Source organism: Myxococcus sp. NMCA1, assembly GCF_026810205.1.
Classification (GTDB): Bacteria; Myxococcota; Myxococcia; order Myxococcales; family Myxococcaceae; genus Myxococcus; species Myxococcus xanthus_A.
In genome coordinates, this window is the sequence record NZ_CP113950.1 from 8,635,020 (window position 1) to 8,652,647 (window position 17,628).

17 protein-coding genes are annotated in these 17,628 nt (G+C 70.7%); 11 read left to right on the top strand and 6 right to left on the bottom strand.

The genetic code is table 11. The annotated features are described in order from the left end of the window. The first annotated feature begins 2 nt into the window (after nt 1-2). From OZ403_RS35730 to OZ403_RS35770, 9 genes are all read left to right on the top strand, one after another. Nucleotides 3-1,241, top strand: coding sequence for a lipocalin-like domain-containing protein (locus OZ403_RS35730; protein WP_268782850.1), 1,239 nt, complete (start codon nt 3-5; stop codon nt 1,239-1,241). Nucleotides 1,242-1,430: 189 nt separating this feature from the next. Next, the gene (locus OZ403_RS35735) at nt 1,431-2,306 is read left to right on the top strand and encodes a hypothetical protein (RefSeq protein ID WP_237077749.1); all 876 of its coding nucleotides are present in this window, start codon (nt 1,431-1,433) and stop codon (nt 2,304-2,306) included. A gap of 165 nt (nt 2,307-2,471) precedes the next feature. Continuing rightward, nucleotides 2,472-4,112 (top strand): hypothetical protein, encoded by a 1,641-nt coding sequence (locus OZ403_RS35740; protein ID WP_140795671.1) that lies wholly within the window; start codon nt 2,472-2,474, stop codon nt 4,110-4,112. A gap of 167 nt (nt 4,113-4,279) precedes the next feature. Continuing rightward, nucleotides 4,280-4,504 carry a hypothetical protein gene (locus OZ403_RS35745; protein ID WP_140795672.1) on the top strand — a complete coding sequence of 75 codons (225 nt, stop codon included), beginning with the start codon at nt 4,280-4,282 and terminating at the stop codon, nt 4,502-4,504. Between the two features lie 92 nt (nt 4,505-4,596). Continuing rightward, complete coding sequence (gene glpK / locus OZ403_RS35750; RefSeq protein WP_140795673.1) at nt 4,597-6,087, top strand: glycerol kinase GlpK; 1,491 nt, start codon at nt 4,597-4,599, stop codon at nt 6,085-6,087. Further along, nucleotides 6,084-7,442, top strand: a complete 1,359-nt coding sequence (locus tag OZ403_RS35755; RefSeq protein ID WP_268782851.1) for a hypothetical protein — start codon at nt 6,084-6,086, stop codon at nt 7,440-7,442. Before glpK ends, OZ403_RS35755 begins: the two co-directional genes overlap by 4 nt. Nucleotides 7,443-7,495: 53 nt before the next feature. Then, complete coding sequence (locus tag OZ403_RS35760; RefSeq protein WP_140795675.1) at nt 7,496-7,807, top strand: 4a-hydroxytetrahydrobiopterin dehydratase; 312 nt, start codon at nt 7,496-7,498, stop codon at nt 7,805-7,807. Next, on the top strand, nt 7,804-9,096 hold the full coding sequence (locus tag OZ403_RS35765; RefSeq protein ID WP_140795676.1) for a hypothetical protein: 1,293 nt from the start codon (nt 7,804-7,806) through the stop codon (nt 9,094-9,096). Before OZ403_RS35760 ends, OZ403_RS35765 begins: the two co-directional genes overlap by 4 nt. A gap of 228 nt (nt 9,097-9,324) precedes the next feature. Further along, complete coding sequence (locus OZ403_RS35770) at nt 9,325-10,833, top strand: hypothetical protein (protein ID WP_237077751.1); 1,509 nt, start codon at nt 9,325-9,327, stop codon at nt 10,831-10,833. Nucleotides 10,834-10,907: 74 nt separating this feature from the next. Here the strand turns inward: OZ403_RS35770 and OZ403_RS35775 are convergent, their stop codons facing one another. The 6 genes from OZ403_RS35775 to OZ403_RS35800 form a co-directional block, all read right to left on the bottom strand. After that, entirely contained in the window at nt 10,908-11,306 is a 399-nt protein-coding gene (locus tag OZ403_RS35775) for a cell envelope biogenesis protein TolA (protein ID WP_268782852.1), read from the bottom strand. Nucleotides 11,307-11,473: 167 nt separating this feature from the next. Beyond that, nucleotides 11,474-12,562: a succinyl-diaminopimelate desuccinylase gene (gene dapE / locus OZ403_RS35780; RefSeq protein ID WP_140795678.1), complete on the bottom strand. Its 1,089-nt coding sequence runs from the start codon at nt 12,560-12,562 to the stop codon at nt 11,474-11,476. A 25-nt stretch (nt 12,563-12,587) separates the two neighbouring features. Further along, complete coding sequence (locus tag OZ403_RS35785) at nt 12,588-13,238, bottom strand: cupin domain-containing protein (RefSeq protein ID WP_268782853.1); 651 nt, start codon at nt 13,236-13,238, stop codon at nt 12,588-12,590. 40 nt (nt 13,239-13,278) lie between these two features. Then, on the bottom strand, nt 13,279-14,103 hold the full coding sequence (locus tag OZ403_RS35790; RefSeq protein WP_268782854.1) for a 2,3,4,5-tetrahydropyridine-2,6-dicarboxylate N-succinyltransferase: 825 nt from the start codon (nt 14,101-14,103) through the stop codon (nt 13,279-13,281). A 53-nt stretch (nt 14,104-14,156) separates the two neighbouring features. Continuing rightward, on the bottom strand, nt 14,157-14,474 hold the full coding sequence (locus OZ403_RS35795; protein WP_268782855.1) for a hypothetical protein: 318 nt from the start codon (nt 14,472-14,474) through the stop codon (nt 14,157-14,159). Between the two features lie 475 nt (nt 14,475-14,949). Then, nucleotides 14,950-15,186, bottom strand: coding sequence for a SelT/SelW/SelH family protein (locus OZ403_RS35800; protein ID WP_237080013.1), 237 nt, complete (start codon nt 15,184-15,186; stop codon nt 14,950-14,952). A 187-nt stretch (nt 15,187-15,373) separates the two neighbouring features. Here OZ403_RS35800 and OZ403_RS35805 point away from each other — a divergent pair, with 187 nt between their 5' ends. Together OZ403_RS35805 and OZ403_RS35810 are read left to right on the top strand one after the other, a co-directional pair. Further along, the gene (locus tag OZ403_RS35805; RefSeq protein ID WP_268782856.1) at nt 15,374-16,816 is read left to right on the top strand and encodes a pyridoxal phosphate-dependent decarboxylase family protein; all 1,443 of its coding nucleotides are present in this window, start codon (nt 15,374-15,376) and stop codon (nt 16,814-16,816) included. 81 nt (nt 16,817-16,897) lie between these two features. Next, nucleotides 16,898-17,617: a glycosyltransferase family 2 protein gene (locus OZ403_RS35810; protein WP_140796721.1), complete on the top strand. Its 720-nt coding sequence runs from the start codon at nt 16,898-16,900 to the stop codon at nt 17,615-17,617. Nucleotides 17,618-17,628 lie beyond the last annotated feature (11 nt).

The following is a 17,628-nucleotide window of genomic DNA, read 5'->3' on the forward strand; positions in this document are numbered from 1 at the left end:
ACATGAGCAACGGCCGGGGACTCGTCGTGGGAACGGCGGTGGTGCTGGTGGGACTGGCGGCGGCGGTGGTGGCCATCACGCGCGAGCAACCACTGCCCGCGCTGCGCCAGGGCGGCACGCTGACCGTGGCCAGCGCCATGAGCGGCAGCACGGAGGGCTACGCGCGCGCGGTGGAGCCCCGGGACTTCCACTTCCCCGAGGACCACGGCCCGCATCCGGAGTACCGCACGGAGTGGTGGTACTGGACGGGCAACCTGGAGACCGAGGACGGGCGCGCCTTCGGCTACCAGTTCACCCTGTTCCGCAACGCGCTGGCTCCCGAGGCCGCGCCGCGTGACTCCGCCTGGGGCGCGAGCCAGGTCTACATGGGGCATTTCACGGTGACGGACGTGGCCAGTGGCGGCTTCCACGCTGCGGAGCGTTTCAGCCGCGTGGCGCTGGGACTGTCCGGCGCCACCTCGCAACCCTTCAAGGTGTGGCTGGAGGACTGGGAGGCGGCCAGCGCGGGCCCGTCCACCTGGCCCATGCGGCTGCGCGCGCAGACGGACGCGGTGACGCTGGAGCTGCTCCTGGAGCCGGGCAAACCACCGGTGCTCCAGGGCGACCGGGGCCTGAGCCAGAAGAGCGCGGAGCGCGGCAACGCGTCCTACTACTACTCCATGACGCGCATGCCCTCGCGCGGCACGGTGCGGGTGGACGGGCGCACGTACGCGGTGAAGGGCCACAGCTGGCTGGACCGCGAGTGGAGCACCAGCGCGCTCGGCGCGGACCAGGTGGGCTGGGATTGGTTCTCGCTCCAGCTCTCCGACGGCAGCGAGCTGATGTACTACCAGCTCCGTCACCGGGACGGCTCGCCGGACGCGTTCAGCTCCGGCCTGTGGGTGCCCCCCGAAGGCACGGGTGAAGCGGTGCGCGTCAGCCGCGACGACATGAAGCTCACGGTGCTGGACACCTGGAAGAGCCCACGCAGTGGCGGCGAGTACCCGTCACGCTGGCGCATGCAGGCGGATTCGCTGGGCCTGGACCTCACCGTGACACCGCGCCTGGCGGACCAGGAGCTCCCCGTCAGCGTGCTGTACTGGGAAGGCACGGTGGGCCTGGAGGGGACGCGCGCGGGCCAGCCCGTCACGGGGCGCGGGTATGTGGAGCTGACGGGCTACGCGGACACGCAGGGGCCTCGGCGCAGGGAGTCCCAGGCGCGCGGCACGCCGGATGCGGAAACCACGCGGAACATCCGGTAGCCCATCCTCGCCTCCAACCCGGGGGCACCCCGTTCGCCAACTCCAGACAGCCGGAATCGCCGAACGGCCAGGGCAAACGCTTTGCCGCCTGCCTGGATTGCCCGGGCGTCCGCTCCAGTGGCACGAAGCAGGTGTCAGGGGCCTTCACCGGCGCGGGCCCGGTGAGAACGGGAGCGGACCATGCAACGGATGCGAGCAAGCTTTCTGATTCGGGGCGTGGACGGCAGGCTGCGACACGGCAAGGCGCTCTTCTCGGGCCTGGCGTATTCCTTGAGGCACGACGGCACGCTGGATTCGCTGATGACGGCCTCGGAAGGTGTCCTCACCGGCCCTTCCACCGACTGGCTCCCGTTGCCGGAAGGCGGGCTGCGCGTGAACAGCGCGCTGCTGGAGATGCCCGAGGACTACGGCCCTCGCCTCTTCCAGGGCCGGCCCTTCACGGGCGTCGCCTATGCCTTCACGCGCAACGGCTACTGCACCTCCGAGGTGGAATACGCGGGGGGCTTCGCCACCGAGGTGTCCGAGCGGCGCTGGTACGTGTCGGGACAACCCAAGATGCACGTGGACGGCGGCGAGTACACGTCCTGGTTCCCCGACGGACGCATCCAGCGCCGGGGCTTGAAGGGTGAGCTCGTCTACGGCCTCAACACGCGGGACGACGGCCACCTGCGGGAGCTGGTGCTGCGGGACGCGCGCTTCCTGGACATGGAGATACTGAGCGCGCTGACGCCGACGGAGGAGTTCCAGATGCTCGGCGGCGCGGTCGACACGGCGATGCTGCACACGCTGCGGGAACAGACGGACATCGGCGCCGTCCCAAGACTCCGGCTGGTGCAGACCCGCGTGGGCGCGGAGGGCGTCGAAATCCTGGCCGCCTTCAAGAACCTGCGGGAGGTCTGGTTCGACGGCAACCCGGGCCTGGGGCTCCAGGAGGCCCGGAAGCTCGAGCGGCTGCGGCCCGGCTGCGTGGCACACCACGTGGACCCCGACGCGCTCCCGCCCATCCGCAGGCCTCGCGCCCTGTCCTCCTCGGCCAACGGACACACGGCACGTCCCCGAGGGTGAGGCGTCCGGGTTCCCCGTGAGGACAGCGCGGAGCCCTACCGCTTCCTCGGCCTTTCCCTCCCCCCACCCCACGGCCCGCCATTCAACCCCTGGCATCCTGCTTGCCTCTGGAGTCAGGACGCGAAGTGACGCGTCCAAAGACAGACTCCGGAGGCGGACCCAGGTATGAGCGGACTTAGACAGGGCAGTTGGTGGGCGGGCATGCTCGGGCTGGCGTTGCTGCTGAGCTGTCATGGCGGCGAACAGCTCCAGTCGCCGCCGTCCACAGACGATGGGATTGGCGGCGGGAACGGAACACCCCCACCCGAGCAGCCGGGAGATCCACCTCCGGGCGAAGGCGAGGAGCCGCCGCCCGTGGGTGAAGAGGTTCCAGACTCGGGGACGCCCGTGGACCCACCACCGGTGGAGCCCGACGCGGGCACGAACGGTCCCGTGGGCGGCGGCGAACCCATTCCTCCGGACAGCGCGAACTGGCGCTTCTGGAGCACCGCCGAGGGTGGCCCTCGCGAGGTGCTGGGCGTCACCCAGGACGAGGGAGGCAACATCTGGGTCGCGGGCGGCGAGGACGGCCTGTGCCTCCTGCGTCCGGGAGCCACCGCCCTGCGCTGCTACACCCTGGCGGACGGCCTGAAGCCCTGGGCGCCGTGGAAGGGCAAGGACCCGGCGCCCGAAGCGCGCTACCTCAAGGTCCTCTCGGTGACGGGTGGCCCCGCGGGCACTGTCTTCGTCGGCTACGAGGGCCGGCCCAACTGCGAGAGCGAGTTCTACAAGGCACCCGGCGTGTTCGAGGACCCCGCCATCTTCAAGAGCGGTGATGCGGACCGCGTGGAGCTCCAGGCGGACGGAACGCTCCGCGTGGTGCACTACGACCTCCACTCGCCCGCGCACTCGGTGCCCGGCTATGGCCACCGCGAGAAGCTCTGCTCGGTGAACCGCATCGTCTGGGACAAGGCACGCAACAGCCTGTGGTTCGCGTCCAACCATGGCCTGGCGTGGGGCGAGCCCGATTACCAGGGCGGCGAGGCGTGCGCCAACGCCGAGGTCGTCGCCGCCAACGCGTGGGTCTACACGGGGGGCGAGAATCGCCAGCGCTGCAAGTTCGGCGTCATGGAACACGTCCATCCCGCCATCGCGATGGGCGACGGCACCAGCGAGGAAAGCCGGCTCGCCGGAGACGTCTGGGGCGTGGCGGTGCGGCCCGACGGCGACGTCTGGCTGGGCACGCACATCCGGACCACGCGGTTCAAAATCATGACCAACGCCGTGGGCCACGAAGGCACCGGCGCCCCATGGAACTTCGAGGCGGCGCGCAAGCAGAGCGAGGAGAAGAAGCACCGCGCCAACCGCATCGACCTGTGGCCGGACGCCGTGGCCGAGCCCCAGTTCCCCACCCACGCCCAGCGCAAGGACGACCTGGTGAGCGACCTGGCGCTGATGCCGGACGGCACCGTCTGGGTGTCCAGCTTCGCGTGGGGCCTGGCGAAGCTGAGCGACGCCGGGCTGGTGACGGGCTATCTGCTGGAGGGCGACGGCGACCGCAACGTCTCCTCGCTGGAGCTGGACCCGCGCGACGGCAGCCTCTGGATTGGCCACCGCTGGGGCAAGGGCCTGAGGCGCATGCACCGCGAGGGGGAGTTCGTCAGCCACAACCCGGCGCTCGGAGGGCTGTCCGCCCTGCCCGTCTGGGACATCCAGATGGTGGGCAGCGGTGACGCGCGCAAGGTGCTGGTGGCCTTCAGCGCGCAGCGGGATGCAACGGGCACCATCGTCCGCCCCGGTGCCATTGGCATCTACAGCGGGAAGTAGGCAAACCGCCTGGCTGCCTCCCGTGCCTGCCAGGGGCGCGGGAGGCACTTCCTTCGGCCAGGGCTGCCCCGGGCGAAGGGAAGCGTCAACTTGAGAGCACTCCGCGCCCGCGGGGCGTCTCCGCCCTGGCGGGGGCTTTCAACGCATTGACGGACAGAGGAGCCACCATGTCGCTACTGGACAACATCTTGGGGAATCGTCGCAGCTCGGGCTTCGGTGGATGGAACCGTGGCCGGAGCAGGTACGGACGCCGCGGCTACGGCGGTTACGGCCGCGGCCGGGCGGCCTCAAGCGGCGCGTTCGGAAGCTCACTGGGCCGCATCGCCCTCGGCGGGCTGGCCGCGTTCGGCCTCCGGAAGGTGCTCGGAAACCGGCGCCCCTACGGCTACTAGCCGCGCCGCCGGGCAGGAAGCTCGCCTGCCCGGCCCCTCGACTGGAGTAGGGTCCCTCCCCGCTGGCATCCACCATAGGGAGGGCACACCCCATGCCGAAGGCGAAGTACGTCCTGGCCCTGGACCAGGGCACCACTGGAACGCACGTCTCCATCCTCGACACGAAGCTGCAGGTGGTCGGCCGCTCCTACAAGGAGTTCACCCAGCACTTTCCCAAGCCGTCCTGGGTGGAGCACGACCTGGACGAAATCTGGGCCAGCAGTGAATGGTGTATCGCCCGGGCGCTGAAGGACGCGGGCCTTCGCGGCAAGGACATCGCCGCCATCGGCATCACCAACCAGCGCGAGACGACGGGCCTTTGGATGCGCGGCAGCGGACAGCCGCTGTCCCACGCCATTGTCTGGCAGGACCGCCGCACCGCCGAGCAGTGCCGCCGGCTCAAGGAGCAGGGCGTGGAGCCGCGCGTGCGCGAGGTGACGGGGCTGGTGGTGGACCCGTACTTCTCCGGCACCAAGCTCACGTGGATGTTCGACCACCTGAAGGGCGCGCGCGCGAAGGCGGAGAAGGGCGACGTGTGCTTCGGCACCATCGACACCTGGCTCGTCTACAAGCTCACCGGCGGCGCGGCGCACGTCACCGACGTGTCCAACGCCAGCCGCACGCTACTGATGGATTTGACGACGCTCCAGTGGAGCGACGAGATGCGCGCGATGCTGTCCGTCCCGGCCGCGTGCCTGCCGCAGATTCGCGGCTCCGCGGAGGTGTACGGCACCACGCGCGGCATGCGCAGCCTGCCGGACGGTATCCCCGTGGCGGGCATGGCGGGTGACCAGCAGTCCGCGCTCTTCGGCCAAGCGTGCTTCGAGCCCGGCGAATCCAAGTGCACCTATGGCACCGGCGCCTTCCTGCTGATGAACACCGGCTCGGAGCCGGTGCGCTCGTCGGCGGGCCTGCTCACCACCGTGGCGTGGCGGCTGGGCGGAACGGGCACCACCACGTACGCGCTGGAGGGCAGCAGCTTCATCGCCGGCGCGGCGGTGCAGTGGATGCGCGACGGGCTCAAGGTCATCAAGCGCGCGCCGGACATCGAGGCGCTGGCCGCCAGCGTGAAGGACTCCGGAGACGTCGTCTTCGTCCCGGCGCTGGCGGGCCTCGGCGCGCCGCACTGGCGTCCTGAAGCACGCGGCCTCTTCGCCGGCATCGACCGCTCCACCACCGTGGCCCACATGGCGCGCGCGGTGCTGGAGGGCATCGCGCTGCAGATTCATGACCTGGCGGAGGCCATGCGCCGCGACAGCGGGCGCGACATCCCCGTGTTCAAGGCGGACGGCGGCGCGGCGGCCAACAACCTCCTCATGCAGTTCCAGGCGGACGTGCTGGGCGTGCCGCTGGTGCGCCCGCGCAACCTGGAGACGACGAGCCTGGGCGCGGCCTTCCTGGGCGGCCTGGGCGCCGGCATCTGGGACAGCCCAGAGGCCATCCGCCGCGCGTGGAAGGCGGAGAAGACGTTCAAGCCGAAGATGAAGGCGGATGCCCGCGAGCGGCACCTGGCCAAGTGGAAGCGGGCCGTGGAGCGCGCGTGAGGCGGGCACCCAACGCCCTTCGGTTGCTGACGGCGCTGCTCGCGTTGGGCACGGGGGTGGGGTGCCCCATGGGCCCCTGTGAGCCGCACCCGCCATCTCCCCTCTTCGACGGCGCCATGGTCGGCGTGGGCCAGCCGCAGGAGCTCGTCGTCGACGCCGTCATCAACAGATGCGCCGAGGGAGACGAGCGGCCCCAGTCCGTCACCGTGGAGGTGAGGGACCCGCAGAACCGCCTGGTCCCCGCCACCGCGGAGCTGCGGCCCATGGGTGGGTCCGCCCTCGTGCGGTTCACGCCGGAGCAGACGGGGCGCCACCACCTCGTCGTCTCCTTCGCTCCGGTGGGCAGCGTCCGTCAGTCCTCCCTCTACGTGGTGGAGGACCACGGCGATGCGGCGCTCCAGGCGGACTTCTCCACCGTGGTGGAGTGCCTCGGCGTGGACCGGACGTCGGCGGGAACGTGGCTGTGCGGCAGCCGGGCGCTGCGCACACCGGACCAGGAACCCCAGCCCTTGGGCGACTACTTCGCCCCCGCCGTCGTGGCCGACGACGTGGTGTGGCTGACGGAAGCCGCGCAGGTGCGCCGCTATGTCGACACCGGAAGCGGGCCCCTGGAAGCCTCCGCCACGGCACCCTTCCCCGCCCTGGGCGCCCCCGCCGATGCGCCGCCCCATGCGCGGCTCGCCACCCCAAGCGAATTGCTGCTGCTAGATGAGACGCATCTGCACCGCTACGTCTTCTCGGAGGGAGAGGGGCTGCGCGCCATGGGCTCCGCCCCCGTTCCCCCGTCGCGGCTGGCCACGTTCAGCGATGGGATACCCTCGCTGCTGATGCGCGCGGGCGAGCGGCTGCTGGTGGTGCGCATCGCCGAGGCACCGCCTCCCGCCGGAATGGCCATCGAGGCCTGCCCCTACCAGCTCGACGCCGCGGGCGCGCCGGAAGCCGTCCCCGACGAGCCCTGCCACAGCGTCCCGGGACTGCCCACGGGCCACGAGGAGGGCGTGCTATGGGCGCGCGCCGCCTCCGGCACGGAGAACCTGACGCTGCTCCGGTACTCGGCGGCGAGCGGCCGCCTGGTCCTGGAAGGCGTCCTGGAGATGAGCACATCCTTCCAGGCGCAGGGCGCCAGTCGGCTGCGGACGACGGGCTTCGGAGTCCCCGTGATTTCCGCGGCCATGAGCTCCTCGGGTTCCTACGCCGTGCCCCGTTGGCGCGCGGAGACGGGCACCATCGTCCTGGAGCTGCTGCCATCCCTTGACGCGCGCCAGCCTCCCTTCGTCAGTGGGCGCTACTTCTACCTGGAGCACTGGAACATTCTGTACGGCGTGAAAGTGTACGCGCGGCCGTCCACCCCGTGACGATGGACGGCGGGTGTCTTCCCTCAAGCCCGGGAGCGGGTAGAAAGGCGGCCATGGCTTCCAAACCCACGCTGCTCGCTCCCGAGGCGCTCCAGTCCTTCCTCTCGCAGCACACCGAGTGGAAGCACGAGGGCGGGATGATTCGCCGCACCTTCGAGGCCCCCACCTTCCTCGCCGGCATCGCCTTCGTGGAGCAGGTGGCGCAGGCGGCGGAGAAGGCGGACCACCACCCGGACATCGACATCCGCTGGCGCAAGGTGACGCTGGCGCTCGTCACCCACGACGCCGGAGGCCTCACCGCCCGCGACACCGCGCTGGCCACCGAGGCGGACCGTCTCTTCACGGAGGCCACGCGCGCGCAGTGAGTCCTTCCAGGTTGGCGGCGCGTCCGACGGGACGCGGTGGCGGGGGGTGGAAAGCGTTCGGGTGCGCGCTGGTGCTGGGCGCCACGTCGGCGGCATGGGCGCAGGAGACGCCCCCGCCGCTGGAGCCTCGCCCGGAGCGGCTGTACCTCAACCCCGGCGCGCTGCTGGGCTCCGCCCGCATGGTGGCGATGGGCGGCGCGTACGTGGGCATCGCCGAGGGCGCCGCGGGGCTGCCCAGCAACCTGGCCTCGCTGGCGCACCGGGGTCCGGCCTTGGAGAAGGACTGGGATTTGGGCGTCACCCTGTCCTGGTTGGATTTGCCCTTCACCGGCTCGCGCAAGCGGGACGTGGACAACGACGGACAGCCCGACGAGTCCCACGACAGCCGGCAGCTGCTGGGCGGCCTGCTGCTCCAGTACAAGCGCTTCGGCATCGGCTTCGCGATGCGCAACAGCGTGGTGTCCTACTGCGCCACGGCCGCATGCGCGGGGCCGGGTGAGCGCATCCGCGTGTCGCTCACGCAGTCGGTGCTGGCGGGGGCCATGTCCTTTGGCCAGGACGACTTCATCCTCGCGCTGGGCATCTACGCGGCGCAGGCCTCCTTCCGGCTGGACTCCGGAGGAACGGACCTGCGCTACGGGGACACCGGCGTGGCGGTGGACATCCTGTACCGGCCGCATGGGCGCTCCTGGCGCATGGGCGTGACGGTGCGGCCAGAAGTGGTGGGAGACTGGCGGCGCGAGGCGAACCAGGCCCCGGAGTTGGCGGGGCGCACCCTCTTCGGCGCGGTGGTGTCCCCCGCCGTGCTGTCGGTGGGCGCCAGCTGGCGGCTGGGCGAAGGCGCGGAGCGCTACAACCGGCTGTCCCCCGCGGCGCGGCGACAGCTCCTCGTGGAGGGAGACGCGTTGCCGGTGCCGGAAGCCGAGCCCCTGGACGCGCCCGCCGGGCGCTGGCTCATCAGCGCCCAGGTGGACCTCATCTCCAGCGTGGACAACGCGGTGCCCGCGCGCACCTTCGCGTCCACGGCGGACGAGGCCACGGTGGGCAAGGGCACCTCCTTCGCGCCGCGCATCGGCGTGGAGCATGACACGGTGCCGGGCATGATTCGGCTGCGGGCCGGCGCGTACGCGGAGCCGTCTCCGTTCGACAAGCGGCCCGCGCGCCCCCACGTCACCGGCGGCTTCGAGGTGTTCGTCTTCCGCTACTGGGAGGACTGGTCCGTGACGGCCTCCTTCGACCTGGCGCGCCGCTACACCAACGTGGGTCTGTCCGTGGGCTTCTGGCGCTGAGGCACCCCAGGCGCCACGGCCGTGGCACCCCAGACCCCTGATGGGGAAACAGGGGTGCCACCTTCGGGGTGACATTTCCCACTGTCAGCGAGGCCGCCGCGCGCATCCGGGCGGCCGGGCAGGCAGACGCCCCAGTGGGTGTTGCTGACACAGACACGCATGCCGACCCTCCCCTGGGCGGAGCGGGGGGACTGCATGCATCCAGGGTGGCGATGGGTCCGGACCGTCGTGAGTGCGGCGGTTCTGGGTGGGGCGGGGATGTTGTTGGGCTGTGGTGGAAGCACGAGCGAGCCTCCCGGCGAGGAGGACTGTACGGAGGGCCCCGTGGGAGACTGCGTCGCGCCTCCCGAGGAGGCCCCTAATCCGGAGATTCCTCCGGAAGAGAGGCCGCCCGGCGTGCCACCGCCACCACCTCGTCCACCCCCGCCACCGGCGGGGCCGGGCAGCACGCTGTGGCTGCAGCGCGAAGGCACGCCCCAGGACGACCTGGCGCTGGGCGCGGCGGTGGACGCCAGCGGCGACGTCCTCACGCTGTCGCTTCACGACATCGATGACCTGGACAGCCTTCAGCCCACGGATAACCGGGCGAAGCTGGTGCTGACGCGGCGCGCGCCCACGGGCGAGACGCGCTGGCAGAAGGCCTTCGACATAAGAGCCCCGGAGGCGCCACTGGCGGTGCGCGCGTTCGTCCGGGGCCGCATCGCCGCGGACCCGGCGGGCGGCATCGTCATCGCCGGCACCACGGAAGGCGTCCTGGACCTCCTCAGCCACAAACTGGGGGACGGCACCTTCGTGGTCCGGATGGACGCGGACGGCAACGTCCTGTGGACGAACACGCCCCCGGGTACCGGGCTCGCGGTGGCGGACCTGGCGGTGGACGCCCAGGGACGGACGCTGGTGGCCTTCAACGCGCCGGGCGGTTCGGACTTCGGCAACGGCGTCACCGGCGCTGGCGCGGTGGTGGTGACGTACTCGCGCGAAGGTCTGGCCGAATCCGCCCTGTCCGTGGGCCAGCCCCAGGGGGGCGGGCGCGTGGCGCTCACGACGCTGGCGGTGGATGGCGCCGGGCGCATGGCGGTGGGCGGCCAATATGACGGCACGGTGCGCTTCGGCAGCCAGCAGGTGAGCGCCGCCGAGGGCGGCAGTCCCTTCGTCGCGTTCTACCGGCAGGGTGGGTTGACCTGGACCAAGGCCTTGAGTCACGCGAGCGGCACCATGCGCGACGTGGCGCTGGACGGCGAGGGCACCGTGGTGGCCGCGGGCCCCTTCCTGGGCACCGTGCGCTGGGGCGACATGCAGGTGCCGGGGCATGCGTTCCGGGAAACCTCCTTCGTCGTCTCCGCCAAGGCGGACGGACAGGAGACATGGGCCAAGGGTCTGGGAGACGGGCTCCAGGTGGACGCGCTCGCGCTGGCGCCCTCCGGAGAACTGATGGTGGCGGGCTTCACCTTCAACCGCATCGAGGACGGCGTGGCGGGCAAGGACGGCATGGGCTCGGCGCAGCCCGTGGCCCTGCGCTACGACGCGGCGGGCACGTCGCTCCTCACGACGATGTTCCTGTCGGATCCGCCCCAGCCGAGAGGCGAGCTGTATGGCCTGGAAGCCATTCCCTCCATGGGCGTGCTGCCCGACGGGGATGTCTTCCTCTTCGGCCACACGGACCGCGAGACTGACTTCGGCACCGGACGCCAGAGCTTCGCGCGCGGCGATGTCTTCCTGCTGCGGCTGAAGCGCTGAGCGGCGCCTGAAAACACCAAGGGCCATGGGAGTCCAGCCCCCATGGCCCTGAAGTGCGTGTCCGCGTCATTGCCTCAGCGGCGCGTGGTGCGCCGGGCCGGCGACTTCCGGGCGCCACCGCGCGTGGTGGTCCGCTTCGTCGCGGTGCCGCGCGTTCCCGTCTTGCGCGCGGTGCGCCCCGCCGTCCCCGTCTTCCGCGTGGTGGCCTTGCGCGCGCCGCGGCCGGTGGCACGGGTGGCGGACTTGCGCGTGGCGGACTTGCGGGTGGCCGTCTTCCCGCGTGCCGCCGTCTTCTTCGCGCGCGGAGCACGCTTGGTGGTGGCCTTGCGCGCGGACTTCCGCGTGCTGCCCGTACGTGAAGCGCTCTTGCGCTTCGTGGTGGTGCGGCGCCGCGGCGTGGGCGAAAGGCCCGCCTCCGCCGGGGAGGGAGAGACATCGTCGGTCAGTTGCGGATTGACGGACTCGTTCGTCATTCAGTCGGCTCCGGTTGGGGAAGACTGCAGGCGATGCATGAACAGGGTACGCCCATGCACGCCAGGACGTGTGCGGTGAAGGCACGCAGATGAACGACAGCGGACGAATGACGTGCACCGCGCGGGGTCCTCATGCCCTGGAGGGCATGTCCCGCGACGAATCCCCGTCAGCTCGCGCCCGTGAGGAAGGCCGCGAGCTTCTCGTACGCGTCCGCGAGCGGCGGGATGGGCGCGCTCTCGTTGGCTTGATGCGCCTGGGCCGTCTCACCGGGCCCGAAGTTGATGGCGTCCACGCCCCACTCGCCAAAGCGCGCCACGTCCGTCCAGGCCTGCTTGGAGGCCGCGGGCAGGCCGGTGAGGGCCATCAACTTCTGGAACAGCGGGTTGCCCGCCACCACCGGGCCGCTGGGCGACGCATCGGTGAACTCCACCTCGGCCCGCCCGGCGACGAGCGCGTGCACGTCCGCCTTCGCCTGTTCGATGCTCTTGCCCGGCGCGAAGCGGTAGTTGAGGTTCAGCTCGAAGGCTTCAGGGATGACGTTGCGCGCGCGGCCGCCCTTGGCGAGCGTGGCGTTGATGACCTCGTAGAACGGGAAGCCGGCGACGTTGACCTCCACGCGCTGACGCCCGAGCAACTCCGCGAGGAACGGCCCCGCCTTGTGGATGGCGTTCTCCCCCTGCCACGGCCGAGCGGAGTGCGCGCTGCGCCCGGTGAAGCGCACGGTGACCTGCATGGAGCCGACGCAGCCCACCTGCACCACGCTGTCGGTGGGCTCCATGGCGATGCCGAACCGCACCTTCGCCAGGTCCGGCCGCTTCTCGTACAGCGGGATGAGGCCGCTTTCGGCGTAGGCCCCCTCCTCGCGCTCGTAGAAGAGGAAGGCCAGATTCACGGGCAGCGTGTCGCGGCGCAAATCCTCCGCGAGCGCCATCATCACCGCCAGCCCGCCCTTCATGTCCGAGGCGCCCAGCCCGAAGACGCGCTCGCCCTCGATGCGCGCCTCCCGGCCCGCGTCGCTGGGGTGCGCGGGCACCGTGTCCAGGTGACCGATGAGGGCCACCGTGGGGCGCGCATCCTCCAGCTTGCCGAGCAGCAGCGTGTGGCCGACCCGGAACACCTCCTCCCGAGGGAAGTGCCGGAGCGCCCAACGCTCCACATGGTCGGCGATGGGCCCTTCCTGGGTGATGGGACTGGGGATGCGGCACAGCTCGAGCGTGGTACGAGCCAGCCGCGTGGCGAGGTCGATGGAAGCCATACGCCTTCCACCATAGCGCCGGGCGTCAGCCGTCCGCGAACGCTTCCTCGAAGCTCGTCACGCCCTCCAGGACGGCGGCACACAGACACGCCGGCCCCTCCGTCAGCGCCGTGAAGCCATGCGCGCTGCCGTCCGTCTTCTCCAGCTCCTCGCCGGGCCAGACCTCGTGCCCTTCGTCCTCGCGGAAGCCGCCCTCCAGCACCAGGTTCCACTCGCGGCCGTGGTGTGTGTGCCGGGGGTAGCGCACCCCCGGGTGGAGCCGGAGGATGGCGGCCATCGTCCCTTCGCGCGCGGGGCCCGTCTCCACCGGCATCAGCTCCGAGCCCTCCACCGGTCCGGGCATCCACGCCGCCGGGTCGCTCACGGCGTCCAGCAACGCCAGCGCTCGCTCGCGCGACAGGTCGAAGAAGCCCGCCACCCGGTCCGCGAAGCGGGCAAGCCGCCCCGGACCCCCCATCTGGTCCATCAACCGCGCCAGCACCTCGGGCGGCGGCACCACCAGCGACGCCAGCGCCGCGTGCGTGGACACCAGCCGGTCCGCCACCTCGCGGCACCTCGCGCACTCCGCGAGGTGCTGCTCGACGGACGCCCGGGCTGGGGCCTCCAGCATCCCCAGTGCCCATTCGGGCAGGATGTCGTCCAGATGGTGCGCCATCGTCACGTTCCGTGCCGTCACACGCCTTCTACGGCGCGCGCGGGCTGCTGGATTTCAGCCATTACACCGCCACCGCGAAGTCGCGCAGCGCCGCATTGAGGCTGGTCTTCTGGTCGGTGGACTTCGTCCGCTGACCGATGATGAGCGCGCACGGCACCATGTACTTGCCGGCCGGGAACTGCTTCTCCCGCATGCCGGGAATCACCACGCTGCGCGCGGGGATGCGGCCCTTGAAGACACGCTCCTCGGGGCCGGTGACGTCGATGATTTGAGTGGACGCGGTGAGCACCACGTTGGCGCCCAGCACCGCCTCCTCCTCCACCACCACGCCCTCCACGACGATGGAGCGGCTGCCCAGGAAGGCACCGTCCTCGATGATGACCGGCGACGCGGAAGGCGGCTCCAGCACCCCGCCCAGCCCCACGCCGCCGGACAGGTGGACGTGCTTGCCCACCTGGGCGCAGCTGCCCACCGTGGCCCACGTGTCCACCATGGTGCCCGCGCCCACGCGCGCGCCGATGTTCACATAGCCCGGCATCACCACCGCGCCCTTCTCCACGAAGGCGCCGTAGCGCACCGTGCCCGGAGGCACCACGCGCACGCCCGCCGCCTCCAGGCCCTTCTTCAGCGGCACCTTGTCGTAGAACTCGAAGGGGCCCACCTCCATCACCTTCATCTCCGACACCGCGAAGAACAGGAGGATGGCCTCCTTCACCCAGGCGTTCACCTTCCAGCCGTCCACGCCCTTCTCCGCCACGCGGAGCTCACCCGAGTCCAGCCGCGCCAGCGTCTCGCGCACGGCGGCCACGTGGGCCGCGTCCTTCAACAACGTCCGATCCGCGAACGCGGCGGACACCCTCTGGGACAGCTCTTCGATGGGGGCCATGGCGCCTCCTTGAAGCACAAAACCCCGCGCCGCGCCGCACCTGGTTGAAGGGCTCAGACGGGAGTGGACGCCTCGTCCAGTTCCGCCAGCGGCAGGGTCTGCGTGGGAATCTCCGCGTGTGCGCCCTTGTCGGCCGCCACCACCCGGCCCGGCATCTGCCCCTCCAGGAACACCGAGTCCCGGGAGACATGCCTCACGCGGGCCAGCGAGAACTCCGTCCACCGTCGGCTGAAGGGCCAGCGCCGCGCATAGAGGTGTTCCCGGCCGATGAGGGCCACGTAGCCCAGCATCGCCCCGCTTTCGTCCCGAACCCGCAGTCCACTGGTGAGGGAGCGCCGCTCGTAGGGCGACGCGACTATCGGCCACGCCATGGGTGTCACCTCCTGTGCCCCAAAGCTGGGTGCCCCACGCCATGTCCGGGAGCGGTCCACCGGGGTCTGATTCCCGCCCGGCTGCCCGGCCGCCTGCCGCGCGGAGCACTCGAATTTTCCTAGGTTTCTTGGATTTTCAGCAACCTGCTGGGAGAACTCCTTCTGCGTCAGCCCGCTCGCCATGAGATGCCCCTGGTAAGCCCCCAGGGATACCTTGTTCCCGAGCTTCTCGACCTCGGCGCGAGTCATTGCAGGATGCAGTCGCACAAAGACAGACTTCTCATCCGCCGCTAGGCGGCGTGACCCAAAGAAGAGCAGCAACGCCCAGGACTCTCGTGGCACAGCGCCGTGCAGACATTGAAGCCCCCTGCTCGACCATGGCGAACCTCGTCCGCGCGACGTGGGCGCGTCGTAAGGCCGGCCCGCACCTCACTCGCACCCAGCATCGCACGAAGCGACAGTGGCAGCCTGCACGCTACCGCCCCAGCACCTTCGCCACCGCGTCCACCACCTCGTGGTCCGTGGGGAATGCGAGCGACGCCTTCCGGATGACGACCTTGCCATCCACGGCGACCTCGTAGCTGCCCGAAGGGCCCGGCAACAACTCCGCCTCTACATCCAACTCATCCTTCAATGCGACCGCCGCACGGGCGGCCCGAGGCCTGTAGCCTCAAGCGGTACAGTAGGTAATCGTCACCTTCGGGTCGGCCATGGCCATCCTCCTCACATGAGCGGGGCACACGGGATGCGCGCCCCATGAGCCAGACTTAGTGCGCGCCGCCACCACACGTCACCCTGCCTGCTCACTTGGCCCCTCTTACCAAGGGTTCTCCGCACACCCGGTAACGGACGAAGGGACCATTCCGCCCTCGCACCTGCACGGCTAGGGTCGCCGCGCCATGACGGACTTTCGAGCGCGAATCGCCGCCGCCTACGACGCTGACGCATTCCGCCGGGAATCCCACCGGTTGATGGACACGCTCTCCGACTACCTCGCGCGCACCACCCGCGCCGAAGGGCCCGTGCTCCCCTGGGCCGCCCCCGCGGTGAACGTGGACCGCTTCGCCGCGGCCTTCCCCGAGGCCCCCACGGGCGACTTCGCCGACCTCATCACCCGCGTGCTCTCCGGCTCCAACCACCTGCACCACCCGCGCTACGTGGGCCACCAGGTCACGGCCCCCGTGCCACTGGCCGCCCTGTGCGACGCGGTGTCCTCCCTGCTCAACAACGGCATGGCCGTGTACGAGATGGGCCCCGTCTCCACCGCCATGGAGCGCAACGTCCTGCGCTGGATGGCCGCGCGGCTCGGCCTGCCGGAGACAACGGACGGCGTGCTCACCTCCGGCGGTTCCCTGGGCAACCTCACCGCGCTGCTCGCCGCCCGGCAAGCCAAGGCCGGCTACGACGCGTGGAACGGCGGCGCCCACGCCGGCCCACCCCTCACCGTGCTGGCCGCCCAGACGACGCACTACAGCCTCGCCCGCGCCACCCGCATCATGGGCTTTGGCGAAGGCGGCGTGACGCCCGTCCCCGTGGACGAACACTTCCGCCTGCGCCCCGAGGCACTCGACGCCGCGCTCGAGTCCGCCACGCGCGCTGGACGCAAGCCCATCGCCGTGGTGGCCAGCGCGGGCTCCACCGCCACCGGCGCCTTCGACCCGCTGGAGCCCGTGGCCGACTTCTGCGAGCGCCACGGCCTGTGGTTCCACGTCGACGGCGCACATGGCGCCTCCGCCGTGCTCAGCCCCGCCCACCGACACCTCGTGCGCGGCATTGACCGCGCGGACTCCGTCATCTGGGACGCCCACAAGGGCCTGCTCATGCCCGCGCTGGTGACAGCCGTCCTCTTCCGCGACGGCGCCCGCTCCTTCGAGTCCTTCTCCCAGGAGGCCAGCTACATCTTCCACGGCGACGCGGAGCTCCCCTGGAGCGACGTGGCCCTGCGCACCCTGGAGTGCACCAAGGAGATGATGGCTCTCAAGGTGTACGCCTGCCTCGCGGTGCTGGGCACCCGGCTCTTCTCCGACGCGGTGACGGAGTCCTACGAGCAGGCCCGCCGCTTCGCCCAGCGCCTCTCCGCCGCCAGCGACTTCGAGGTCGCCGTGCCGCCCGAGTGCAACATCCTCTGCTTCCGCCACACCCCCGCGCACGTCCCCGCCGAGCAGTGGGACACCCTCCAGACGAAGCTGCGCGAGCGACTGGTGACTCGCGGGGATTTCTACCTGGTGCAGACGAAGCTGCCCCAGGGTGTCCATCTCCGCGTCACCCTCATCAACCCGCTCACCACCGATGCGGACCTGGACGCCCTCATGGACGCGCTCCGGGCCGCGGCGCTCCGCTGATCGCCGCGCCCGACCCGGCCCACACCTTCCGTGCCAGAAGATCGCTCCATGACGCAAAATGCGGTACAGCCGCAAAACGCCATGCTCGTCTCACTCGTCATCCCCGTCTACAACGAGATTCCCACCCTCGCCGAACTGCTGCGCCGCTGCGTCGCCGTCGACTTCCCGAAGGAGCTCGTCCTCATCGACGACTGCTCCAAGGACGGCAGCCGCGAACTCCTGCGCCAGCTTCAGGAGCAGGGTGTGGGCTTGTTGGGCGGTACGCCGCGCAACCGCAACGAGGTGCGCGTGCTCTTCCAGGAGAAGAACCAGGGAAAGGGCGCGGCGCTGCGGCGTGGCTTCACCGAAGCCACGGGCGACATCATCATCGTCCAAGACGCGGACCTGGAATACGACCCGCGCGACATCCCCAACGTCATCCAGCCCATCATCGACGGGGATGCGGACGTCGTCTTCGGCAGCCGCTTCACCGGCACGCCCCGGCGCGTCCTCTATTACTGGCACACCGTGCTGAACAACGTGCTCACCACGCTGTCCAACATGACCAGCGGCCTGAACCTCACCGACATGGAGACCTGCTACAAGGCCTTCCGCGCCGAGGTGCTGCGCTCCGTGCAGGTGGAGGAGGACCGCTTCGGCTTCGAGCCGGAAATCACCGCCAAGGTGGCCCGCGGCCGCTGGCGCGTCTTCGAGGTGCCCATCAGCTACCACGGGCGCACCTACGAAGAGGGCAAGAAGATTGGCTGGAAGGACGGCGTGCGCGCCCTCTACGCCATCGCCAAGTACAGCGTGAAGCGGTAGGCGCCGGGGGC